The following is a 21,334-nucleotide window of genomic DNA, read 5'->3' as shown; positions in this document are numbered from 1 at the left end:
TTAATTTTTGAATAGAAAATGTGAGATATTTCACTTTACACATGTGTAAACTGTACCTAGAAATAATATTGAATTCTCTGTAATCATTTGCATTTTTTGACATTATTTCCCATATATCAAAAATGAAAGATTTTGCTATATCACCGTTTCATTTTTCAACGGTTTAACTGAGAACAACCGACATCTAAATCAAAATTTTGATTATTAATTTTCAAATTGAATAAACAAAACACCAATGATTAAACCATAAAACTAATAAAATAAAACCTATAACCTTAATATTTTTCAAAATTCATAATCATTATGTTTAGACCACACAACACTTATTATAAAAAATGTGATAAATATCCAATAAAAAATATTTATCAAAATTAATAAAACTATATTTTAATAAATATTAAAATATAAAGAATACGCGAATCTCAACTTTCTTGTCAGTTGTAGGATAAGTTTATAAAAAAATGGCCCAGCCCCCGCTCAACTAAGCCTTTTGAAGCATAAGTCTATAAATTAAATTGTAGGATAAGATTATAAAAAGCTACCTTTAGTCAGGTAGAGCTAAATTCAAAGCTCACTCACTTTGTGATCTTATTAGCGTACTTTAATCTTTGCTCAGAGCTCTAGCATCAGCTAATGCATTATGGGGAATCGCAGAATTCTTTGTCGTGAGCGACAAATCGAGTAGGAATCCTAATACAGGCACATTGATACATTGCCCTTGTCCTAAGAGCAAAATACGGTTAAATAACTCTATATCTGAAGGATAGTCAGCTACAATAGTAATGCTCTCCTCTCCTTGAGAGTTCACTTCCCATAAGAAACTGCACAGCTTGTTCACTAATTCCCACATAGGGATAGCGGATTGCCCTAAAATTGGAAGTACGTGTTGTTCAACAAAAGGACTAGGATTCTTACAGTTTACCACCTCATAAAACTCATATTTGCCATCGGCAGACACCAAGCCTAATGAAATCAACTCACCTGTACCTTGATCATGCCAACCATTAAATTCACAATCTAGAAATAAATACATTTTTGTCTCACTGCATATAAACACAATTTTAGAGCGTACTCACATGCCTCGCGAATCTAAAATTGCACCCTAACGTCTCTTAAACTGGAACATAAGCTTGCGCTAAACGATCTTGCATAGATGCTTGTGTTGTATAAAACCGCTCTTGAATAGCATATGCAAAATTCTTTAAAGACTGCTCATCTGTAATAATGTACTTACCCTTGGCATCAGCAGGCAAACCAAGTGTTTGGATATAAGCGTGTAAACTTTGCTGAATCTGAGGAGTATATGAATTGTATATATCTAATGCTTTTGCAATATTCTTTCGATTTGGAATCCCAACTTTGTCGACTGTATATAACGGATCGATTGCCAATAATCCACCTAATTGGAAAAACTGGGTAACTTCTGCTGTAGTAGCAGTTCTAAATAGAGTATTCAATCCCGTAAATATTGACTCTAAAAAATCTAATTTTTTAAAAATTAATTTTTTAGTACTAATTTCATATATAGCATCTGGAAATTCTGCAACAATTACAATTGGCTGCTCAATTAGATCAGGTTGGCTTGAGAACGAAACCAATTGTTTACCATAGACTTTTGCACTAGGTAAAATCTTCTGAAGATAAAAATAGTCTTCATTAGATTTCTTAAAAACAATATACAATATATCTTTATATTGAATTCTAGAAATTGTTGGTAAGCTATTATTGACCTGTCTATTTAACTTTTCTAAAGGATCGCTTACATTCGGTAAAGTGTTAAGATCGACTTCAAACCACTCATCTGCCTGTAATACAGCAGTTGATGAATAAGTAACTTTTGTGAGCTGAGTAGGGTCTGTTGATGTAAAAAAATCAGGACACTTTGAGCCTGATAGTACAGTGTGAAATTTCCTATTATTTCTTGAGTATAAAAAATTCATTCCCCCTCCCTACTCTAAAATTAAGAATGTAAAATCATTTATTCTAGTCACGGCAATATTATCCCCCTATATCACTATTACCATCTTCAAAAAGCTCATCAATAGTTTTTATTTCTTGCTTAGAAATCACCAGAACTTTTGAATCATCTGTCTGTTTTATAAAATAAAATTTATATCCTAATACTAAAAATATTGGATTAAAGTAAAAAAATCGAGTTCTAGCTAGTACGATTAGCATCAATACAAAGAAAAGAAGAAATGATTTCAATGTAGGTAAACTAATAGCAACAAATGCATAACCTAAATAAATTGGAAGATAAAAATCATTTGCTTGCTCAAATTCTTTAACTTTCGCTCTCTCAATGACATCCTGATCTAAATGCTTAAAACTAAAATTGATCGAGAACAATGAAAGTAGCAGTAAAACAATAAGATATATTGTATAAGCAATATATGTTATTGACTGAGTAACAAATTTTTCAGTAAGCGTAATATTTTCAATGCTTGTTAAAAATGAGATCAAATGCTTGACTGAATCCCATTGCAGCCAAACATTCTCCTCATGAGAAATAAGAAAAATCAATCCTGCTAAAGCGATGGAAATAGCCGTTAAAACCACATGTAGTATATGTTTCATGCTATGCCCCCATCTCATGTTAGATTCTATTATGCTTGATTTTCACCCACTTCTACAGCCTAAAGAGACACAACCTGACGCATTAACACTTTACTCGTTGTGCTCAAAAGTTTTAGCTATATGCTCTTCCGCATCTCGAATAGAAATCTGACCATTCATCAGCATAGGTAAGAGCCAATCTCGCAACTCCTCCAACTTTTGGTTTTCCATACTTCTAATAAAGATCATCTCATTGTATTTTGAAACGATATTATCGTATTTTTCTAGAAGCTCTTTTGGAGGATAAGCTAACTTTAGGGAATATAAGTCATTTTTGGTAATTGAGCCAAAAGTTGTTCCTTCTGAGTTTCTTCTATCAAATACTTGTTTAAAGTATTTCATCACATAAAACAGAAACCCATCAAATCCATATTTACTATTCAGTGCAGCTAATCCTCGACCAATGCAACAATCTGTATTTGCTATATTCATATCACCGACAGGTGCTCGTACACTTAACAGAATATCGCCCTTTTTAGCCATACGAGCAGGCTCTGTAGTGTACTGACGTACTTTTGGAAAAATCCAACCAAAATCTGTTGAACCTTGGTAAAAAATTGTGCCTTGCGCAGATTCATTATAAGAACTACCATCAGGTGATTGCCCCATAGTAATATTAGCAATTTCACAAAGTGATTTTACTGACCAGTTAGTTGGAATATTTACATTTAGTTCTTCTGAAAACTTAAAACAACCATTATTGTTCTTATAAAATCGACCTTGCTCATCGGGAAATTGATAGTTTAAAAACCAAAAATCATATAATTTTTTTGCCATCTTCTCTAAAGTTAAATTAATAGTATTATTACATTCAATTTTTGAATCAATTAATTTCAAAAAATGACCTATTTTTTTTTGAGTCTTCAAATCAGGTAAAGGAAACTCAAGCTTCTTAATAAAACTCAAAGGTGGAAAATTAGGAATCGTTGAATCACCTTTCCTACCTACAATCATATTTACAATATAGCTTTTAAATAAATATATAAAATAGCTATCATCTACTAATTGACTATTTAATCTAATTCTTAGTAAAGCTTGGTTAATAATACCTTTTTCAATATCATCACCTAATTGATATATTGCTCCATAATTTACCCCTGAACAAGAAACTAGAAAATCTCCTGGCTTAACCTCAAATCTTTTCATTTTCTTATTAAAGTATTCATTAGATATATAATATCTACCTAATTCGGAGTTTTTATTTAACACTACACCTTGTTCATAAACCTTATAAGTATCAGATGACTTTTCAACAAAGATTTCTTTCTTTAAATCACCACCAAATGGTCCTCTCAAGAACCCTTGTTGGGGGATTACAATATCTTCGAAGGAATATTTATTCACTATAGATCCCCCCTAATGACAAATTAATCTGCTTTTGCAACTCATTAGAACACTTAAATAGATCATTAATTTCTGATTGAAAAATTTTAACTTTTTCTAGAAATTCCTGTTCAGTTATTTCTACTATCTCCTGATTAACTTTGAAAAATTGCCCCGCACTAAAACTATAATTTTTCTTTTTAAGATCATCAGCACTAACTAATATAGAAAATTCTTCTTCAGATACCCTTTCATTAAAAGTTGAAATAATTTTCTTTATTTCATTAACATCTAATACAGTTTTCTGGCTTTTACCATCTTTAATTTTTGTACCTAGTTTTGAAGCATCAATTAATATAACTTCATTATTAAAACCTTTTGATAAGAAAAGGATAGATACATTAGTCCCAGTATTAGCAAAAATATTTGATGGCATAGATATAGCACCTGATATCAAATTATTCTTAACTAAATATTGTCGGATTTTTTGATCAATTCCTGATTGTGCAGAAATAAATCCTGTAGGTACAACTATCGCAGCTTTTCCCTTGTCAGTTAACGAATAAATTATATGTTGTAAAAATAATTGGTAAATCTCCATCTTATCTTTAGATTTTTCTTTAATCTTAGGTATTCCAGCAAAAAAACGTTCACTATTTACTGGAGTATCTAAAGCATCTCTAAAATCGCTAAAATCTAATTTAAAAGGCGGATTTGAAACAATATAATCAAACTTCTTCAGTAGTTTTCCATCCCGATGGTAAGGATGCTGTATGGTATTACCTTGAACCACATTCGGAATTGAATGCACTAAATTATTCAAAATTAAATTTAAACGTAATAAATTTGAAGACTTCTGAGAAATATCTTGTGTATATATAGAACAGCGAGTTTCACCAATAACATGCGCCACATTCATTAGCAAAGTGCCTGAACCTGCTGCTGGGTCATAACAAGTCACATTTTTAATTTGTCCTTGCTGATCCTTAGGAACAAGAATCTCTGCCATAATATGTGCGACTGCATGAGGCGTATAATATTCTGCGTACTTACCACCACTATTCGAGTTGTAGTCTTTGACCAAATATTCAAAAATAGAAGCATAGAAATCGAACTTCTGATCAAAAATTCGTTCAAAACTAAACTCTACTAATTCATTAATGATCGCTTTGCAAAATTCATCACGCTTAGAAGGATCACTAATAAACTGACTAAGCTCATCAAAGAGCTTGATTTTTGCACCACCATCGGTTTGAACAGCAAAAATCTCATTATTTTGAATAGAAATATCTCTTAATGTATCATCAAAAAGCTTTGCAAAATCAGGTTCATTTTGTTGGCTGAATAAATAGCTAATAAAGTGCTGAGGTTTAAGAGTTGCTGTGTCTGCTGGCATCTGTAATGCAAGCATCTCTAACTCATCGTCTGACATGTTAGAGAGCACATCTTCCCATTTTTCAGCTTCAGCTAAATTTGATTCCACTTTTTTTGCTTCATAAGCAAATTTATCATTCAAAAATTTATATAAAAAAGCCTGCGTGATAATTTTAAATTCATTACCATCATTACCAAGTCCATAGTTAGCACAGATAGCTTTTAAACCATCAATAAGCTCTCTAACTTTTTGCTGAAACTGAATTTCTACCATTGCCCTGAACCACCATTGAACTCTTTGAGGTACTCATTTACCACAAGCTGGTTAATATACCGTGTAGTCGTTGGATTTAATGCAATGTTCTGTTCATTTTTAAAGCGTTTAATAATATTTGGCATCATCACTCGAGCAAAGTATGCTTCGTTATCTAATACATTTTCACTGTCTAGCACACGCTCATCTGCATCCTGTTTGAGTCCAATCAAAGCTTCATAAATCTGTCTTTCAGATTTTGAAATATCTCCTTGTTCATGCAGTCTTTTATGCACACGTGTGAACTTAATGTCCCCTTTGTATTTATCACTGAGTTGCCTATTCGCACGATTCAGCTCTTTTATTCGCTCATGAATTTGTTGCAAAGTACCAATATTAGCGACCATCTCTTGCTGGGTGACTTCACTCAATTTCTTCTTTTTAAACAAACGTTCGAGTTCTTCTTTTAAGCTGATAAATTTCTCATCTTGTTGATCAAAATTACTCGCGAGAGCCTCTCTCGTTTTACGTAACGTATCTTTAAGTTGATCTGCTAGAACTAATTCTTCCTCAGCAATTTTCTTAAATTTGAAAATCACATCTTCAAGAGCTAAATTAAGTAAATTTGTAGTGTCCTCACCACTTTCAATACTTTCTTTTAAATTCAGCATATCTAAATGATTGCTAGTCTCTCGGAACATGATATTAATCTTTTCAAAATCTAAAGAACGCAACTGTTCATATTCACCTTGTAAACGCATAAGGTTATATAAGCTTTTTGCATCAGCTAAACTTTTCTTGAGTTCTAATACTTGTTTACGGTCAGCAATTTGTTGGATTTGCTCTGAGAAATTTTCCATGTTGTCCGTATCAAAACGGAATAGCAAATCTTTTAATTGATTAATTTCCTGATCAATTTCTTCTTTAGATTTAAAGAGATGAGAATAGCTATCCATCTCATCGCCTAACTCTGCCTGCAATTCCTCAAAATAAGCTTTGTTTGTTGCATCAAATTCTTTTCGAATATCTGCAAAGTCAACAACGTAACCATACCTAAAATCTTTGTAGGTACGGTTCACACGAGTTAATGCCTGAAGCAAGTTATGCTCTCGGATCACACGACCAATATAAAGCTTCTTTAATCGAGGAGCATCAAAACCAGTCAGCAACATATTATAAACAAAGAGAAAATCAATTTTTCCTGCTTTAAAAGCATCAATCCAATCTTTACGCTCTTGTTTGTTACCTACATCATGTAAAATGAGTGCAGCAGATTTAACTTTGTTTTTTTCTTTTAAATGCTCTGTATACGATGTATCTGTCTTAGTAACATCATTGTCTTTTTTATATTTTGCATTAAAAATTTCAAACATCTGTTTCGCTTGCTCTGAGCTATCACAGATGACCATTCCACCTATAGTCGAATCATTGCAAGCACCACGACTATTCTCAAAATCTTGAACAATGTAGTGTAGCATTGGTTCTACAAAAGTCGGATGCGCATAAATAATTTTTTTATCGACATCTCCTTGTTTAACCTCTGCTTGTGCTAATGCCTCTTGTAAAGCAATTTTATAGTTGGTTTGAATATCTTCTCGAATCAAACGTAATGTATAGCCATCAGCAATTGAAGCATTGTAGTAATACTTATGAATGTAATCTCCAAACAGCGATCTTGAATTGTAGTCTGTTCCTAATAGCGGAGTTCCTGTGAGGCCAATTTTGATTGCATTACGATCAGAAACATCTAAATTTGCAAGAAAGCTACCTTTAGGATTATAGCTACGATGTACCTCATCTAAGAAGTAAACCCGCTGAATATCAACACTGTAATCCTTTGTTGAAACAATCGTTGGATCATCTGCGAACTTCTGGATATTGATGACAGTAATCTCTGGTTTGCCACTGTTATTGTGGATGACCTTAGTTGCCTTAATATCCTTAGTAAATTCATCTCTAGAGTTAATCGTATGTACAACTAACCCACGACTAGTAAATTCACCCTGTGCTTGCTGTAGTAAATCAAGTCGATCTACAATGAAATAAAACTTAGGAATTATATTATTTCGTTGATAATAATCCGTCAAAAATTTGACGTTATAGTAAGTTAATGCTGTTTTACCACTACCTTGAGTATGCCAAATAATTCCTTTACGAATACCTTCATCTAATTTTCTTTCAATTGCCTTGGTTGCAAACAGTTGTGGATAGCGCATGATATGTTTTTGCACACCATTTTCTGTTTCCACATAAGCAATTGAATAACGTAACATAAATGCTAAACGCTCTCGGCTTAGCAAAGAAGTACAAATTCGGTTGGTAGGTCTATTAGGATCTTTATTGGTAATAAATTCAGGGCTATTTCTAATCACCTCAAAATTATTGTCTTTAAGAATACAAATTTCTTCTGATTCAGCTAAAGGGCTAAGTAAATGAGTTAGATTAAAAATTTCCTCTTCTCTGAAGTAATTAAAACTTGGCTTGTAATACGATGGGGTAGCATAAAAAGCTCCCATGATTGGCTGAATAGCCTCATCGTCGTATTCCATATTGTTTGAGAAGATCATGAACTGAGTGATGTTAACAAATCTTTTAAATTTAGGATTTTGGAACCGCTTATTAATTCTGTCTCGCTCAGCTAAAACACCATCTCTATTGTTCGGCTTCTTCACCTCGATAAAAACTAAAGGCATGCCATTTATCAAGATAGTGATGTCAGGGCGAAATTCCTCATCTCCATTCTGACAAGTAAGTTCTGTAACAACATTAAATGTGTTGTTATTTATATTTTCGAAATCAATGAGTTTGATACCAAAGCGGTTGACCAACTTATGAAAAAATATTTTTCCTAAGTCATCATTGTCTAAAGCTAATTTTAAATCTTGTAATTCTCTTCGAATATCATCTTTTTCAAATGAAGGGTTAATTCGGCTTACTGATTCCAAGAATATTTCAGGGAAAATATTAGACTCCATATCCCATGTATGTTCTTTTAAAGAAAGATACTTATAACCAAGCCTTGTTAAATGAAGAATTGTTGGAATTTTTACGCGAGCATCTTCATTAAACTTCATGGAACCCTCAGATATCATTTATAAAGTTTTGTTTATCATACTGAATAATCTCTTCCTTTGGCTAATAAACTAATAACTATTTAAATTAAAGAAAAATCTGTAAATTGCTTAAAACTTAAAGGATGATCAACAACGTAGAGTTGTCCAAATTCAATCTGCCCAGTTTGCATAGCTAGAACTAATCGAACTATTGAGTAGCCTCTGCGCTGCATACTTGTCATTGATAATACTCCCGAAGGTGGAGTGTTCTTCCGTGCCTTCTGGCACAAACTTGCTATCATCTCTTGGCATTGTACTTTATCAACGATCCAATCTCGGTTGAACATATCTGGGCGCTGAAACGTATGTAATATACCAGCATCTAACAACTGCTTTAGCTGGTATCTTGTTAGCTGTAATGCCTCACAAGCCTCATCCATCGTCCAATTTGAGGATATCTGTATTGCAAGACCTTCAACCTGTTCACGAGAATAGTGTTTTTTCCCTCCAAAAATATTAGGTGTGAGCTTTTGTTGTTGTACTAATTTATCTACTCTATCTGGATGACAATTAAGAATTTTGGCAGCTTCCTTTCTGGAAACAATATTTCGTCCTAGGGTAGTTAACTGGATGCGTGTTATACGCTTCGACTCTAAGACACTAGGCCAATAAATCTCTATGTAATGGTCAAATTCAACTTTTATCCGAGCAATCCCCTTGTTTTCACTCTGACGATGTAGAGACTCATATAAATCCCTAAAATGTTTATGTAAGCCACCAACACCTTTATTGCTCATCGGATGCTCAAGATATTGGTTGAGAAACTTGTAGTAAGCATCTGGCCAATTTTCAAGCATTGTCCATGCGTACTGATAATGTTGAACAAGCTCACCATTCGTTATCGAAAGAGGTTGAAACGAAACATCCAATAACCTTGATCTATAATGAGCAATAAAATGGATTACACTAAGGGATTCTCGGAGCTCCAAACCATGTAGAATTTCAGGGCAAGAAACACCTTTTCTACCGTTCAATAGTACTTCAATATATCGGCTGAGTTTGATTGCCTCAGATGGAGCAACATTACTTAATGAGCTGATAACTTCAGTATCATCAAACTTATTTAAATACCTACGATACCAACTCAGTCGTTTGCCAGTTCCAGAGTGAATATCTATCAATAATTTTCCATGTCGAACACATGCAAGGTACGGCAATAAGCTCCATTCAAATCTACAGAATCCAAATTCTTCAATACAATCTGGACATACCTTTGGATATTTAACAATTAGATAGTGCGTATCAATAACATTTTGAAAAGATTTAGATATTGGCCCAATTTTAGAGGAAAAAGTTGTTAACCCAAGCTGCAATAAATACACATTAAGATCAAACTCACCAATTAAAATCTGATGAACTGGTACACGATTATTTTTCCAAGCCAAACCAGCGTGACGCATCAAATGACCTATATGCTTAAAGCCATTTTTCTCTGATATTCGGATCAAATAACTAACTAAGCATTCATTTGGTTCGATGCTAGGTCTGGCGAGAAGCATCTCAATGATCTCACAATCGATAGTAAAGTATCCAATACCCACCAAAATCTTAAGACTATCATTATATCTATAGATATTTCTTTATCAGTCCATATTTCTTTGAAGATAAAGTTCCTTCTGGGATTAGATCAGCGAAATAAATCCTATCTGACAAAGGTGAAGTATTTAGCCCAAGCTTACTCATAGAACACTGTATCAAACCACAATATTCTTCTTTATTTTTAGTTTTAAATAATTGCTGTAATGGCTCAAATCTTTTACTAGTAAAGGTCGGCCCTACACATGGATATTCAGCTATCTTATTCCATGACCAATTTTCTGGGTATCGATCAAGGCACCTGAAACATTGTGACCGCATAACATCCAACTCTTCTACTTGATCAATACCAAGTTCAATATAAAGCCCAGAAATAATTCTAAATATATCAATGCTGTCAAAAGAATAGATGCAATACCATTTTCTAGAGGAATTTATTAGAAATTTTTTAAAGGTTTGGATATCAGAAAAACCATTTTTCTTTCCCAAATCATTCAAGTAATCACTAAATTTTTGCTGATCATTTGGTCGTGATCGATCAAGTAACACAATGCTTCACCTTGAGATAAATTATCATTTATCCTGCCAAACAAAACACTTTATTGCCTTTTGATACGCCAAACTCAACATATTCAGCATCGATGATCGCATTTTTATTTGCCCTATATCCAAAATGCCAATCTGAATGAACGATGAGTTCTCTCAACACCAACTTGTCAATCGGCAGTAAAAAAGCATTATTTCGCTCATCAATACCATAGCTGCCAAGAACCTCAGCAAACAAATCTGTATCTACTTTCATGTCTTCCATTTCAGACATCATCTTAGCATCGCGAACAAGATTAGCCGTAGCTGCTAGATTCCCACTCGTTGCACTAAAACACCTTAGTGACATTGTAATTTCTTCCAATTTAATCTTTTTAAAAAGCCCATATGCCTCAGATAAGCACATCAAAAGCCTTCTATAATCATCACGATCTTCTTTACTGCTGATTCTAAAAGGTGGAATGGTATATCGATATGATATCCGACGTGCTAATTGCTGATTTGATTCAACGAGATATCTACTCCAAGGCATTCCCATAAAAATAATCGGTATTTCTGTATCATTGATTAGATCTTTAAATAAATCCGCAATTCCTGTGACAACCTTTGCACTACGACGTTCAATGATCACCTGAATTTCGTCAAGGATCAGCAACTCTATGCCAACCACCTTAAGCAACGTAATCAATCGCTCATAAAGCTCACCTTGTTTCTAGCGCCCCGTCCGCACTGTGGATCACCAATTGTGACCAACAACGATCTTAGGAATTCTTCTGGTGTCGAAACTGATCTTAATTCGTAGTGTAGAACAGGGATATGTGTCCGCTCCGCTTGTTCTATTTTCGGATTATTCTTTGCATAATATTTTGCTAACTCAGACTTTCCACTTCCAGATTCTCCAGTTACTAACATGCAAGAAGCAACACCATATTTTTTCTTTTTATTGCGCAAAGAATCAAATAGATTCACCATTTTTGTAAGAAATGGACTTTTAATGAATGGACGATCCTCGAAACTAGTTTTCATTAGCCCATACTCCATCCATTTAAGCTGAGATTATCCCCATCATCTTCAAAATCAACTTTCATCGTACGATGTGAATTGTCCACCACAAGGCTGATATTAGGGACACCTGTTTTATCAGATCTTGCGGCTTTAGACGTTGTTACTTGCTTACTTCTTCGAACATTTCTTGCATGAAATTCTTCACGCTCTTTAGCAAGTTGAATTTTAGCTTTTTGGAGATTCAGGTTGTCAAATTTTGATTGTCGAGCAGCTCTTGCAGTAGCTCTAATCTTATTATGTTCAAACTCAGAAAGATTGGAAGCATAAGCATATTTCAGGCAATCTACTTTTAAATAGACCTTGTTAATCTTATCTAGCACCAATATATAACCAATATCAAAAGGATTGTATTTTACAATTACTTCCCCGGGCCCATCTCTTCTATATAAATCTTTAAGAAGACCTGAGTCATAGTTCATCGAAAAAATTTCGATACCACTTTTATTCAGCGTACGTGTGGCAGTAGCCAGTAAAATAGTAGTCAATTCCATTTTATCTTCTACGGGCACTGGGAAGCACTCCTCCGAGCTAGCCCAAATTTCATAAGGTGTTAAATCTGAGTCTTCTAGAGGTGTATGGTGATACTCTTCTGTCACCCACTTCACAAAATATCGTTTAAACTCTGAAAATGTGAGCGCAGCTTCTTGCCTTGCGTCATAGCCATCACCAGATTTACCAATTTTTCTAACCACACCAGGCAAATCATCAAGCACTAGTGCATTGACTATACCGAAGAAACGTTCAATACGGCTTTTATAATTACCTTTACGAATCGGACAATACTGAAAAACTGTCCCTATTTCATCCGCAACTGCAATAAATTTCTTACCCCAAAACTCATTAGCATTGTCTGTTACAAGCGTCGAAGGAATTCCATGGGCAGGTCAAGAACCGTCCAATTTCAACTCGTTCATAAAGTCATTTTTCGGTAAGAATGCATTCAAACAAGCCAAACAAACTGAGCCATATGAAGGCGCTTCAAAAGAAATTTGGAATCCAAGTAACATTCCAGAATAATGATCTATCAAAGCAGTGATATTAGGTCGACCAAGTAAAGTCTTATAGTCATCATGTAGAACATGAATATCCAACTCTGTATGATCAAGCTCAATACGCTCTAAGACTCTAGTGGTAGTCATTCCACTTAATGCTTTAGCAAGTTCAGCCTGCAAAACTCGAGCACCATATCGCCCTTTTCTCTTAGTTTGGTAAAGCCCACTTAACACACGGTTCTGAACAGTATGATATGTTGGCTTCTGAAGCGGCGCATCAGGATGATCTAAATTGTGTGACATAATTTTAGCTTCAACATTACGAACCACTGAAGCCATTGACGACTGGCTGAGTGTGTAATATTTCTTTGCACAATATTCAATAATTTCAACAACTTTAGCATCAATCTTAGGATTTCTATGCCCTTTAAATCGGTGCTTAGGATAAAGACCTTGTATCTTTAGACCTGCCTCGACAAAATTAGCGTACCAACTTCTTACTGATTGCCAATGTGGTGCTTTCTCACCTAACTCTAAAGCGACTTCCTGTATCGTATTTCTGGCACTTTTCTCAGTAATTTTACTAATACCATTTTCTTTAAGCCTTTTGATATATTTATATTTTCTATTGGTTTCACGCTGTTCAGCTTCTGAAAGATCAATAAACTTAAGATCCCCAAAATCTCGCGATTCCGCAAGAAATTTGATACCTCCTGAAGCGTAAACTGTACCTAGTTCTTCTCGACTCAATCTAGATACGGCTCCATTCTCAATATCTACTAAAACGACTTCTGCTTTTCCTACAGACCGAACCATAGCACGATGACAAGGAATACCCTTGTTAAACTCAATGATTACACCTTGTTCCCATAACTCAGCAGACATCGAATTTCACCTCTGTTGTCATACTCAATGGCTCAGAACGCATATCAAATCGCAAATACCCTAGCGCAATCCATGAATATATTTCTCTCAAGTGTGCTCGGTCACCAAGTCTATGCACTAACTGTGCTAATGGCATCGAATCATTAATATCTTCGGCGCACTGCTGAAGATTCTTCATTTTTAATAAAGGGCGCTTTTTATATTGATAAAGCTTTTCATAGTTTGATAGTAATGGTTGCTGATAGATTTCAATTTCACTCACTATCAAGAAGTCTGTATTAGTACCATGCAAGAAATTGGAAAAGCGAGAAAAGAGAAGTTGATAGTGTTCAGTTTGAGCATTTTCAGAGGGTTTGACCTCCACATATTTCCTAACACCAGAAGTATAAACAACTTCAAAATCAGGTGTATAAATATTACATTGTCCATCATTATCAGAAACTTCAAATTTTTGAGGTTGCGGAAAATATGTCTCTACCTCAGTGTCAAATTCTAAATGAAGACAATATTTCGACTCTAAGATGGATTCAACAAGAATTGTCTTTCCATCATTCGCTTTTATTGAAGGAAAACGAACAATATTCTTAACAGCAGATTTCTGAATTTTGCGCGCAGGGCTATTCATTTTCTAGCTCATCCTGAACTTCCTTGTTCAAATTATAAGCTTTTTTATAAGTTTATCCTACATAATTTATAGGCTATTCCTACAATTTTATAAACTTATCCTACAATCTACATTTCTAACCCCTTGAAATAAAAAGGACATAACACAATTTAGATTTCGACCAAGAAAACCATTTTATGTTATGTCCATTCACGATTTTATCATTTCTGTTTACTTATTTATAGACTCTTTATATCCACAGATTGTTACTAAGCCATTAAAAACACGAGGGTTTCCCCCTACTTTAACTGATTTAGAAATCATCACAATTCAAATCGTAGGCGAGTTTTTAGGACTAGATTCTGATAAAAATATATGGCAATACTTTAAACACAATTACTTAGATTGGTTTCCAAAATTGGGTTCTTATCCTAATTTTTGTAAACACTGTGCAAATCTATGGGGAGTTAATCAGCAAATTATGAAAAAACTCAAACAAACCTATATGTGCGATAATATTCATTTTATTGACGGCTTCCCTATCCCTGTTTGTCGTTATGCTCGAGCAAAGAAGCATAAGAATTTTAAAGCCAATGCTGGATTTAGCGACTGTGCTGCCAAGCAAGAGAAATATTATGGTTTTAGAGGTCATATCGTCATTAATTTTTCAGGAATGATTACAGATTATACGTTTGCTCCAGCTAACTGCGATGAGCGAGATATTGCCCCTGAAATCACACAAAACACTCATGGTCTGCTTGGTGCAGATAAAGGGTATATAAGACCTGAATTGAAAGAATATTATTATTTACAACATGTTGATTTACAAACACCATTTAGACGCAATATGGTTGATCATCGCTCTAAAGAAGCAATGAGAATACTTATGAAAGCTCGAAGAAAAATAGAAACAGTTATAGGACAACTTACAGAGCAATTTAATATCCAAAAAGTAAGGGCTAGAGATCTATGGCATTTAACCCATCGGATCACGCGAAAAATTCTTTCGCATACAGTTTCAGTTATTTTAAACTCTCAATTAGGTCATCCTCCTTTACAGTTGGGAAACCTAATTAAAAGTTGAGAGTGGCGTAAAGAATGGTATAATCTAATAATTAAATCTATGATTTTAATATATTTGAAATAAACCATATTTAAAATAAGGATTATAATCAAAAATTGCTATATATTTTTATTTAATTTTTCTTTTTATTTATCCACTTATTTACACAAGATGAAATATTTAATTAGTGCCTGCCTTGTTGGTGAAAATGTTCGTTATGACGGTCAAAACTGTTTACATACTCAACTTAAATCTTTGCTTAAAACAGGTCAAGCCATCATGATTTGCCCCGAAGTTTCAGGTGGACTCAGCACACCTCGCGCTGCCGCTGAAATTGTCGGTGGTGATGGACATGCAGTACTCAAAGGACAAGCTAAAGTCATTGATACACAAGGTAATGATGTGACTCAGGCTTTTATTCAAGGTGCAGAAAAAACATTAAAACTCACCCAACATCATCAAGTCACACATGTCATTCTCAAGGCAAATAGCCCTTCCTGTGGTTCTACATGGATTTATGATGGTTCATTTTCAGGAAACAAAATTCACGGTAAAGGTGTTACGACAGCCTTACTTGAGCAATATGGTTTTAAAGTCATGACCGAAGATGAGTTTTTAAACCCATTAAAAAGTCTATAAAAAAAGAGCGCATAGATGCTCTTCAATGCTGTAGCTTCAAGGCGTTAATGTCTATGCTGATTTTCTGATGGATTTTCTAAATCGTTTTCTATGGTATTTTGTGCCATTTTATCTGCCTTAGATGCCCAATAAGTTGCCAATGCAGGTCCAGAAATATTGTGCCATAGACTAAATATTGCGCTAGGTACCGCAGCTATAGGTGAAGCTGCAAAATGAATCGCTGCTAAAGTCACACCTAAACCAGAGTTTTGCATACCGACTTCAATCGAGACAGCTTTGGCATCTAGATAAGGTAATTTCAATAAGCGACTTGCCCAATAACCTAGTAAAAAACCCAAACTGTTATGTAAGATCACCACAACCAAAATCAACAAACCCGATTGCAAAATAGATGCCTTACTGGCTGCAATAATCGCCGCCACAATCACCACGATGGCAATCACCGATACCAAAGGCATGATTTGAATATATTGTTCAGTTTTTTGTTTGAAGAACGTTCTCAGTGTCACCCCTAAAATAATGGGGAAAATCACCACTTTCAGAATATCAATAAACATTGAACCAGCATCGATCGGAATCCATTGACTCGCCAACAAATAAAAAATCGTGGGGGTTAAAATCGGGGCTAAAAATGTTGAAATAGAAGTACAAGCAACCGATAAGGCGGTATTGGCTTTAGCCATATAAGCAATGACATTGGAGGCTGTACCACCAGGACAGCAACCCACCAAAATAACACCTACTGCAATTTCAGCAGGCAACTGCAATAACTTGCAAAGCAGATAAGCCAAGCTTGGCATAATCACAAACTGAGCAACTACACCAATTAGCACAGCTTTGGGATTTTGCAACACACCTTTGAAATCATCTACGGTCATGGTCATGCCCATTCCGAGCATGATAATGCCTAACACCCACGGAATATAGGCTTTTAACCATACAAATGCGGCAGGAAAACACAGCGCAATCAATGCAAAGACCACCACCCAAAGCGCGAAGGTCTTTTGCACAAACTGACTAAAACGTAAAATGGCTGCCATAAAGTCCGTCCTGAATCTTTTTTAATTGTCCCAGATTTGTCAGATTTTAATAGAACTTTATACCACTCAGTATTTTTTTCTGGATTATCACAAATTTTCTGTCTCTAAAATCTGCTTTGCCACAACACGTTTTACGCCTGCTGCCAGCATTTCTTGCCATGCATGTTGTAAAGAACCTTGCCAATCAATCGCTTTGGTCGCATCAGAAATCACAAAAGTTTTAAAACCTAGTTTCGCAGCATCCATTGCTGTCCATGCCACACAAAAATCTGTGGCAATCCCAACAATATAAACTGTATCTATACCACGCTCTTTCAAATAACCCGCCAGTCCTGTTGTCGTTTTATGATCTGCTTCCATAAATGCTGAATAACTGTCAATCTGAGCATTAAAACCTTTACGAATCACCAACTGTGCTTGTGGAATATTTAAATCAGGATGAAATTCAGCATCATGCGTGCCTTGCACACAATGAGTCGCCCATAACACCTGTGTGCCATATGCCAGTTGAATCGTATCGTAAGCTTTTTTATTCGGATGATTTTCTGCAAAAGAAATATGATTGGCAGGATGCCAGTCTTGGGTCAAAACAATATTATTAAAATGTTGTGCCAGTTGATTAATGGTTGGAATAATCTGTTCTGCATGGGCAACGGCTAAATTTCCCCCAGACGTAAAACCATTTTGCACATCCACCACAATGAGTACCGAATTATGCTGCATATCCATCTTTCTTAACTTAATATTTTACTTCACTTTAGCATATTACAAAAAATTCAGTACATTGCCTCAATTGACCATTTTTATAAAAATGAAGTCTATAAAAAACCCACATCATTGTGGGCTTAAATATATTTTGATCTTATTCACTTTTTAGTCGTTGAATTAAAATCAGCATAAAAATAGCTGAAATAACAATACAAGGAATCGCTGCTGAAATTACCCCTGCTGCACCAAAACCTGCTGCAAGAAGTTGACCTGCGATCGCGGGTCCGAGCATTGCACCTATACGCCCCACCGCTGAAGCCATACCTACTCCTGTACCACGTACCGCAGTGGGATATACAATACTGCCAAACGCATAGAGTACACCTTGACAACCAATCACAAATGCACCAACCAATGCAGAAGCCATATACATTTGAGTCAATGAACCTGCTGCATTTAAAGCAAATAAACCTGCCAAAATACCGCCATACATTAATACAATGACATAGGTCTTTTTCCAGCGATCCGTTAACATTCCTAAGATTACAGTACCAACTGTTGCACTGACCATAAAGTAAAACTGTGCTGTTGCACCTTCTTTACGTGTGAAACCTAGTTCAGTAAATAATGATGGCAACCAACTCAACATGATGTAAACCACCATCAAAGTGAAGAAGTAACTCACCCAAATCAGAAGAGTACGGACAAAATTTTGCGTATTAAATAGATCTTTAAATGAAGCTTGAGGCGTAACCTCATTCGTATTGTTATTTTGCGTTTTTAAATATTCTTTAGATTCTGGCAAAAATAGAATCATAATTGGAATAACAATAATCGGTAATAAACCACCTAAATAGAAAATATTTTTCCATTCTGCACCAAAATTAGTGCTTGCAACCAAAGATAAAATTGCAGCGCCAACAGGCATACCACAATACATCAAACCTACTGCACGTCCACGGTTTTCAGGAGACACTGCCTCTGACGCCAGCGTAATTAAAATAGGCATTGCAGCACCTAAACCAGCACCTGCCAAAAACCGAACTGCCAATAAACTTTGGAAACTATTTACCCATACAGTACATAAAGTAAAAACTGCAAATACTGCTGTAGACCAAATCAAAACTTTTTTACGACCAATACGGTCAGCAAAACGACCACCCACTAATGCGCCGGGCAATAATCCCAAAATGCCTGCACTAAAAAATACGCCCAATTGTGAACTGTCTAAAGCAAAATGCTCTCGAATACCTGCTGCTGCGATACCTGCTGCTTGAATATCTAATCCTTCAATCACTGCGATTAAAAAACAAATCAGCACCGTAATGGTGGCATGTTTTTTATCTAAATCGGCTGATCGATCCATATTGAAAAGTCCTTTTACAAAATATTATCGAATGAATCATCATCTAGAAAAATATTTTGCAAAATAACTATCTAAAGGTCGTAGAATATTGGTTTAAATCAGAAATTTAAAATAAATAAATTATTTTTAATAAAAATTTAATAAGTTTAAAAAGCAATAAATCACGCTAAAATCTATCTCTTTAAGCCATAAAATAGAGTAGTTAAAACACAATTAAAGAACAAATTCTCACCATCTAAGAACAAGTCAAAATACCTCCTATATAAAAAAACACTCAATATTTTTGCCATGATCAAAATTTTAGCTAAAAAAAGTAAAAAATCTAAGAATAATTGTGTCTTTTATCATCTTTAAAAACTCTAAATCTTCATGATTGACTTTTTGTTAAGATAGTTGAGCTAAAAGTTTGATTTAGCGCATTTTGAATCTCTCTAATTTTACTTAGACCTAAGAAGTCGCTGATAAAAGTAGAATATGAAGCTTAAACTGTGAGTTATTTGTTGCTTTTTTTAAAGAATTTCCATGCTTTGAATAAAGTATATTGTTCTCAATCGCTGAATCAGTCATAATTTGCGTAAGCAATATGCAATTATTAAAGTGATTGTTTTTGCTCAAATCAAAATACTGCAACCATCCCAATCTTATTTTTAAATCAGTATATGCGGATGGACACATAGGATATTTTTTCAAAATGACTCAGCAAGCACAGATTCAAGGCTCAATTGTCGCAATCGTCACCCCAATGTTAGAAGATGGCAGCGTAGATTGGAAGGGTCTCGAGAAGCTGGTTGAGTGGCACATAGAACAAGGCACTAATAGCATTGTTGCCGTCGGTACAACTGGCGAAGCATCAACGCTTAGCATGGCAGAACACACAGAAGTAATTAAAGAAATTATCCGTGTTGCCAATAAACGTATTCCAATTATTGCCGGTACTGGTGCAAACTCAACACATGAAGCTATTGAGCTCACCAAAGAAGCAAAAGAACTCGGCGCAGATGCCGCTCTTTTAGTGACACCTTATTATAATAAACCAACTCAGGAAGGTTTATACCAACATTATAAAGCAGTGGCAGCAGCTGTAGATTTACCAATCATTCTTTATAACGTACCAGGTCGTACAGGTGTAGATTTACAAAACGAAACAGCGATTCGTTTAGCTGATCTTCCTCAAATTGTTGGCATTAAAGACGCTACAGGTGATGTACCACGTGGTACAGAACTGATTAATGCGCTAAAAGGTAAAAATATGGCAGTGTATTCAGGTGATGATGCAACTGCATGTGACCTAATCGCTGCAGGTGCGCAAGGAAATATTTCTGTTACAGCAAATATTGCACCTAAAATTATGAGCGAACTTTGTGCTGCTGCAATCGCAGGTGAAATGGATACAGCAAAAGCAAAAGATGCTCAAGTTGCAAAATTAAACAATATTCTATTTTGTGAATCGAACCCAATTCCAGTGAAATGGGCACTACATGAAATGGGACTAATTGGTACAGGTATCCGCCTACCATTAACTCCGCTTGCAGAACAATACCGCACTCCTCTGCGTGACGAACTCAAAGCAGCGGGTGTCATTTAATAAGAGCTTAGTATTATGCAATTACGTTTTGGTTTAACCCTTGCCCTGTTAACTTTAAGTTTAGCGGGTTGTAGTTCTTTAGGAATCAAAAATGGTTCTTTAGACTATAAAAATACAACTGATGTGCAACTGCTTAAATACCCTCAAGGCACAACGATTAGACCATCAACGCCATTGTATCCAGCTCCAGTGGTTGACCCGCTTGCGATTCAACATGCTCCTAAGTTTGAAAACAAGCGCGGCAATCGCTATGACGTACCTCGTCCAGAGTTTACGCAAACAAATTCCGTAACACAAAGCAATAATGATACTGCGACAGCGGTAAGTCGCCCACAACTTTTAACTGATGGAAATGCGAATCCACTGCTTAAAGTTGATGGAGATTCTGCTATAATTTGGCGGTATGCATTAGCAACCCTCAATAGTCTAAATTACAACATCATTGGGCAAAGTAAAAATGTGACGGAAGTTACATTTAAACTCGATAATACCAGTTATGTATTAAAAATGACTTCTGTAGGCTCAAGTAATACCATTGCTTTGTTTAATGCGAACAACTCTTTTGCAGATAAAGACCAAGCTGCGGAAGTGTTGACCCAGATATACCAAAACTGGCCAGCCTAGTC

Annotated in this window: 20 protein-coding genes; 4 read left to right on the top strand and 16 right to left on the bottom strand. The window is 35.2% G+C overall.

From position 1 onward, the window contains the following. Positions 1 to 601: 601 nt before the first annotated feature. From C9E89_RS14670 to C9E89_RS14610, 13 genes are all read right to left on the bottom strand, one after another. Positions 602 to 1,033 (bottom strand): 3'-5' exonuclease family protein, encoded by a 432-nt coding sequence (locus C9E89_RS14670; protein ID WP_107009088.1) that lies wholly within the window; start codon positions 1,031 to 1,033, stop codon positions 602 to 604. A 79-nt stretch (positions 1,034 to 1,112) separates the two neighbouring features. Continuing rightward, positions 1,113 to 1,940 carry a hypothetical protein gene (locus C9E89_RS14665; protein WP_107009087.1) on the bottom strand — a complete coding sequence of 276 codons (828 nt, stop codon included), beginning with the start codon at positions 1,938 to 1,940 and terminating at the stop codon, positions 1,113 to 1,115. Positions 1,941 to 1,998: 58 nt separating this feature from the next. Continuing rightward, positions 1,999 to 2,577 (bottom strand): hypothetical protein, encoded by a 579-nt coding sequence (locus C9E89_RS14660; protein ID WP_107009086.1) that lies wholly within the window; start codon positions 2,575 to 2,577, stop codon positions 1,999 to 2,001. Between the two features lie 90 nt (positions 2,578 to 2,667). Beyond that, positions 2,668 to 3,960: a restriction endonuclease subunit S gene (locus tag C9E89_RS14655; protein WP_107009085.1), complete on the bottom strand. Its 1,293-nt coding sequence runs from the start codon at positions 3,958 to 3,960 to the stop codon at positions 2,668 to 2,670. Continuing rightward, entirely contained in the window at positions 3,953 to 5,587 is a 1,635-nt protein-coding gene (locus C9E89_RS14650) for an HsdM family class I SAM-dependent methyltransferase (RefSeq protein WP_107009084.1), read from the bottom strand. The genes C9E89_RS14655 and C9E89_RS14650 overlap by 8 nt, the downstream gene beginning before the upstream one ends. Continuing rightward, positions 5,581 to 8,640: a type I restriction endonuclease subunit R gene (locus C9E89_RS14645; RefSeq protein ID WP_107009095.1), complete on the bottom strand. Its 3,060-nt coding sequence runs from the start codon at positions 8,638 to 8,640 to the stop codon at positions 5,581 to 5,583. Before C9E89_RS14645 ends, C9E89_RS14650 begins: the two co-directional genes overlap by 7 nt. An 80-nt stretch (positions 8,641 to 8,720) precedes the next feature. Then, entirely contained in the window at positions 8,721 to 10,178 is a 1,458-nt protein-coding gene (locus C9E89_RS14640) for a TniQ family protein (protein WP_116746698.1), read from the bottom strand. Positions 10,179 to 10,245: 67 nt separating this feature from the next. Beyond that, on the bottom strand, positions 10,246 to 10,764 hold the full coding sequence (locus tag C9E89_RS14635; RefSeq protein WP_107009082.1) for a hypothetical protein: 519 nt from the start codon (positions 10,762 to 10,764) through the stop codon (positions 10,246 to 10,248). Positions 10,765 to 10,792: 28 nt separating this feature from the next. Then, positions 10,793 to 11,431, bottom strand: a complete 639-nt coding sequence (locus tag C9E89_RS24045; RefSeq protein ID WP_265935932.1) for a TniB family NTP-binding protein — start codon at positions 11,429 to 11,431, stop codon at positions 10,793 to 10,795. Between the two features lie 14 nt (positions 11,432 to 11,445). Next, positions 11,446 to 11,787: an ATP-binding protein gene (locus C9E89_RS24040; RefSeq protein WP_171405140.1), complete on the bottom strand. Its 342-nt coding sequence runs from the start codon at positions 11,785 to 11,787 to the stop codon at positions 11,446 to 11,448. After that, positions 11,787 to 12,539: a Mu transposase C-terminal domain-containing protein gene (locus C9E89_RS14620; protein ID WP_107009079.1), complete on the bottom strand. Its 753-nt coding sequence runs from the start codon at positions 12,537 to 12,539 to the stop codon at positions 11,787 to 11,789. The genes C9E89_RS24040 and C9E89_RS14620 overlap by 1 nt, the downstream gene beginning before the upstream one ends. A gap of 171 nt (positions 12,540 to 12,710) precedes the next feature. Further along, on the bottom strand, positions 12,711 to 13,703 hold the full coding sequence (locus tag C9E89_RS14615; protein ID WP_107009078.1) for a helix-turn-helix domain-containing protein: 993 nt from the start codon (positions 13,701 to 13,703) through the stop codon (positions 12,711 to 12,713). Further along, positions 13,693 to 14,328, bottom strand: a complete 636-nt coding sequence (locus tag C9E89_RS14610) for a TnsA endonuclease N-terminal domain-containing protein (protein ID WP_107009077.1) — start codon at positions 14,326 to 14,328, stop codon at positions 13,693 to 13,695. Before C9E89_RS14610 ends, C9E89_RS14615 begins: the two co-directional genes overlap by 11 nt. 181 nt (positions 14,329 to 14,509) lie before the next feature. Here C9E89_RS14610 and C9E89_RS14605 point away from each other — a divergent pair, with 181 nt between their 5' ends. Both C9E89_RS14605 and C9E89_RS14600 read left to right on the top strand, forming a co-directional pair. Continuing rightward, on the top strand, positions 14,510 to 15,391 hold the full coding sequence (locus C9E89_RS14605) for an IS982 family transposase (protein ID WP_107009076.1): 882 nt from the start codon (positions 14,510 to 14,512) through the stop codon (positions 15,389 to 15,391). Between the two features lie 150 nt (positions 15,392 to 15,541). Continuing rightward, on the top strand, positions 15,542 to 16,009 hold the full coding sequence (locus C9E89_RS14600; protein WP_107009075.1) for a DUF523 domain-containing protein: 468 nt from the start codon (positions 15,542 to 15,544) through the stop codon (positions 16,007 to 16,009). A gap of 44 nt (positions 16,010 to 16,053) precedes the next feature. On the opposite strand, the gene C9E89_RS14595 is transcribed toward C9E89_RS14600, so the two are convergent. The 3 genes from C9E89_RS14595 to mhpT form a co-directional block, all read right to left on the bottom strand. Further along, the gene (locus tag C9E89_RS14595; protein WP_107009074.1) at positions 16,054 to 17,049 is read right to left on the bottom strand and encodes a bile acid:sodium symporter family protein; all 996 of its coding nucleotides are present in this window, start codon (positions 17,047 to 17,049) and stop codon (positions 16,054 to 16,056) included. An 87-nt stretch (positions 17,050 to 17,136) separates the two neighbouring features. Next, positions 17,137 to 17,772 carry a bifunctional nicotinamidase/pyrazinamidase gene (gene pncA / locus C9E89_RS14590; protein ID WP_107009073.1) on the bottom strand — a complete coding sequence of 212 codons (636 nt, stop codon included), beginning with the start codon at positions 17,770 to 17,772 and terminating at the stop codon, positions 17,137 to 17,139. A gap of 139 nt (positions 17,773 to 17,911) precedes the next feature. Next, positions 17,912 to 19,123 (bottom strand): 3-(3-hydroxy-phenyl)propionate transporter MhpT, encoded by a 1,212-nt coding sequence (gene mhpT / locus C9E89_RS14585; protein WP_107009072.1) that lies wholly within the window; start codon positions 19,121 to 19,123, stop codon positions 17,912 to 17,914. A gap of 691 nt (positions 19,124 to 19,814) precedes the next feature. Between mhpT and dapA the strand changes: the two genes are divergently transcribed. Further along, positions 19,815 to 20,708, top strand: a complete 894-nt coding sequence (gene dapA, locus C9E89_RS14580) for a 4-hydroxy-tetrahydrodipicolinate synthase (protein ID WP_107009071.1) — start codon at positions 19,815 to 19,817, stop codon at positions 20,706 to 20,708. 15 nt (positions 20,709 to 20,723) lie between these two features. Next, positions 20,724 to 21,332 carry a lipoprotein-34 precursor (NlpB) gene (locus tag C9E89_RS14575; RefSeq protein ID WP_107009070.1) on the top strand — a complete coding sequence of 203 codons (609 nt, stop codon included), beginning with the start codon at positions 20,724 to 20,726 and terminating at the stop codon, positions 21,330 to 21,332. Positions 21,333 to 21,334 lie beyond the last annotated feature (2 nt).

Source organism: Acinetobacter sichuanensis (assembly GCF_003024515.2).
Taxonomy (GTDB): domain Bacteria; phylum Pseudomonadota; class Gammaproteobacteria; order Pseudomonadales; family Moraxellaceae; genus Acinetobacter; species Acinetobacter sichuanensis.
The sequence above is the reverse complement of the archived record's forward strand: the minus strand, read 5'-3'. Positions and strand labels throughout refer to the sequence as shown.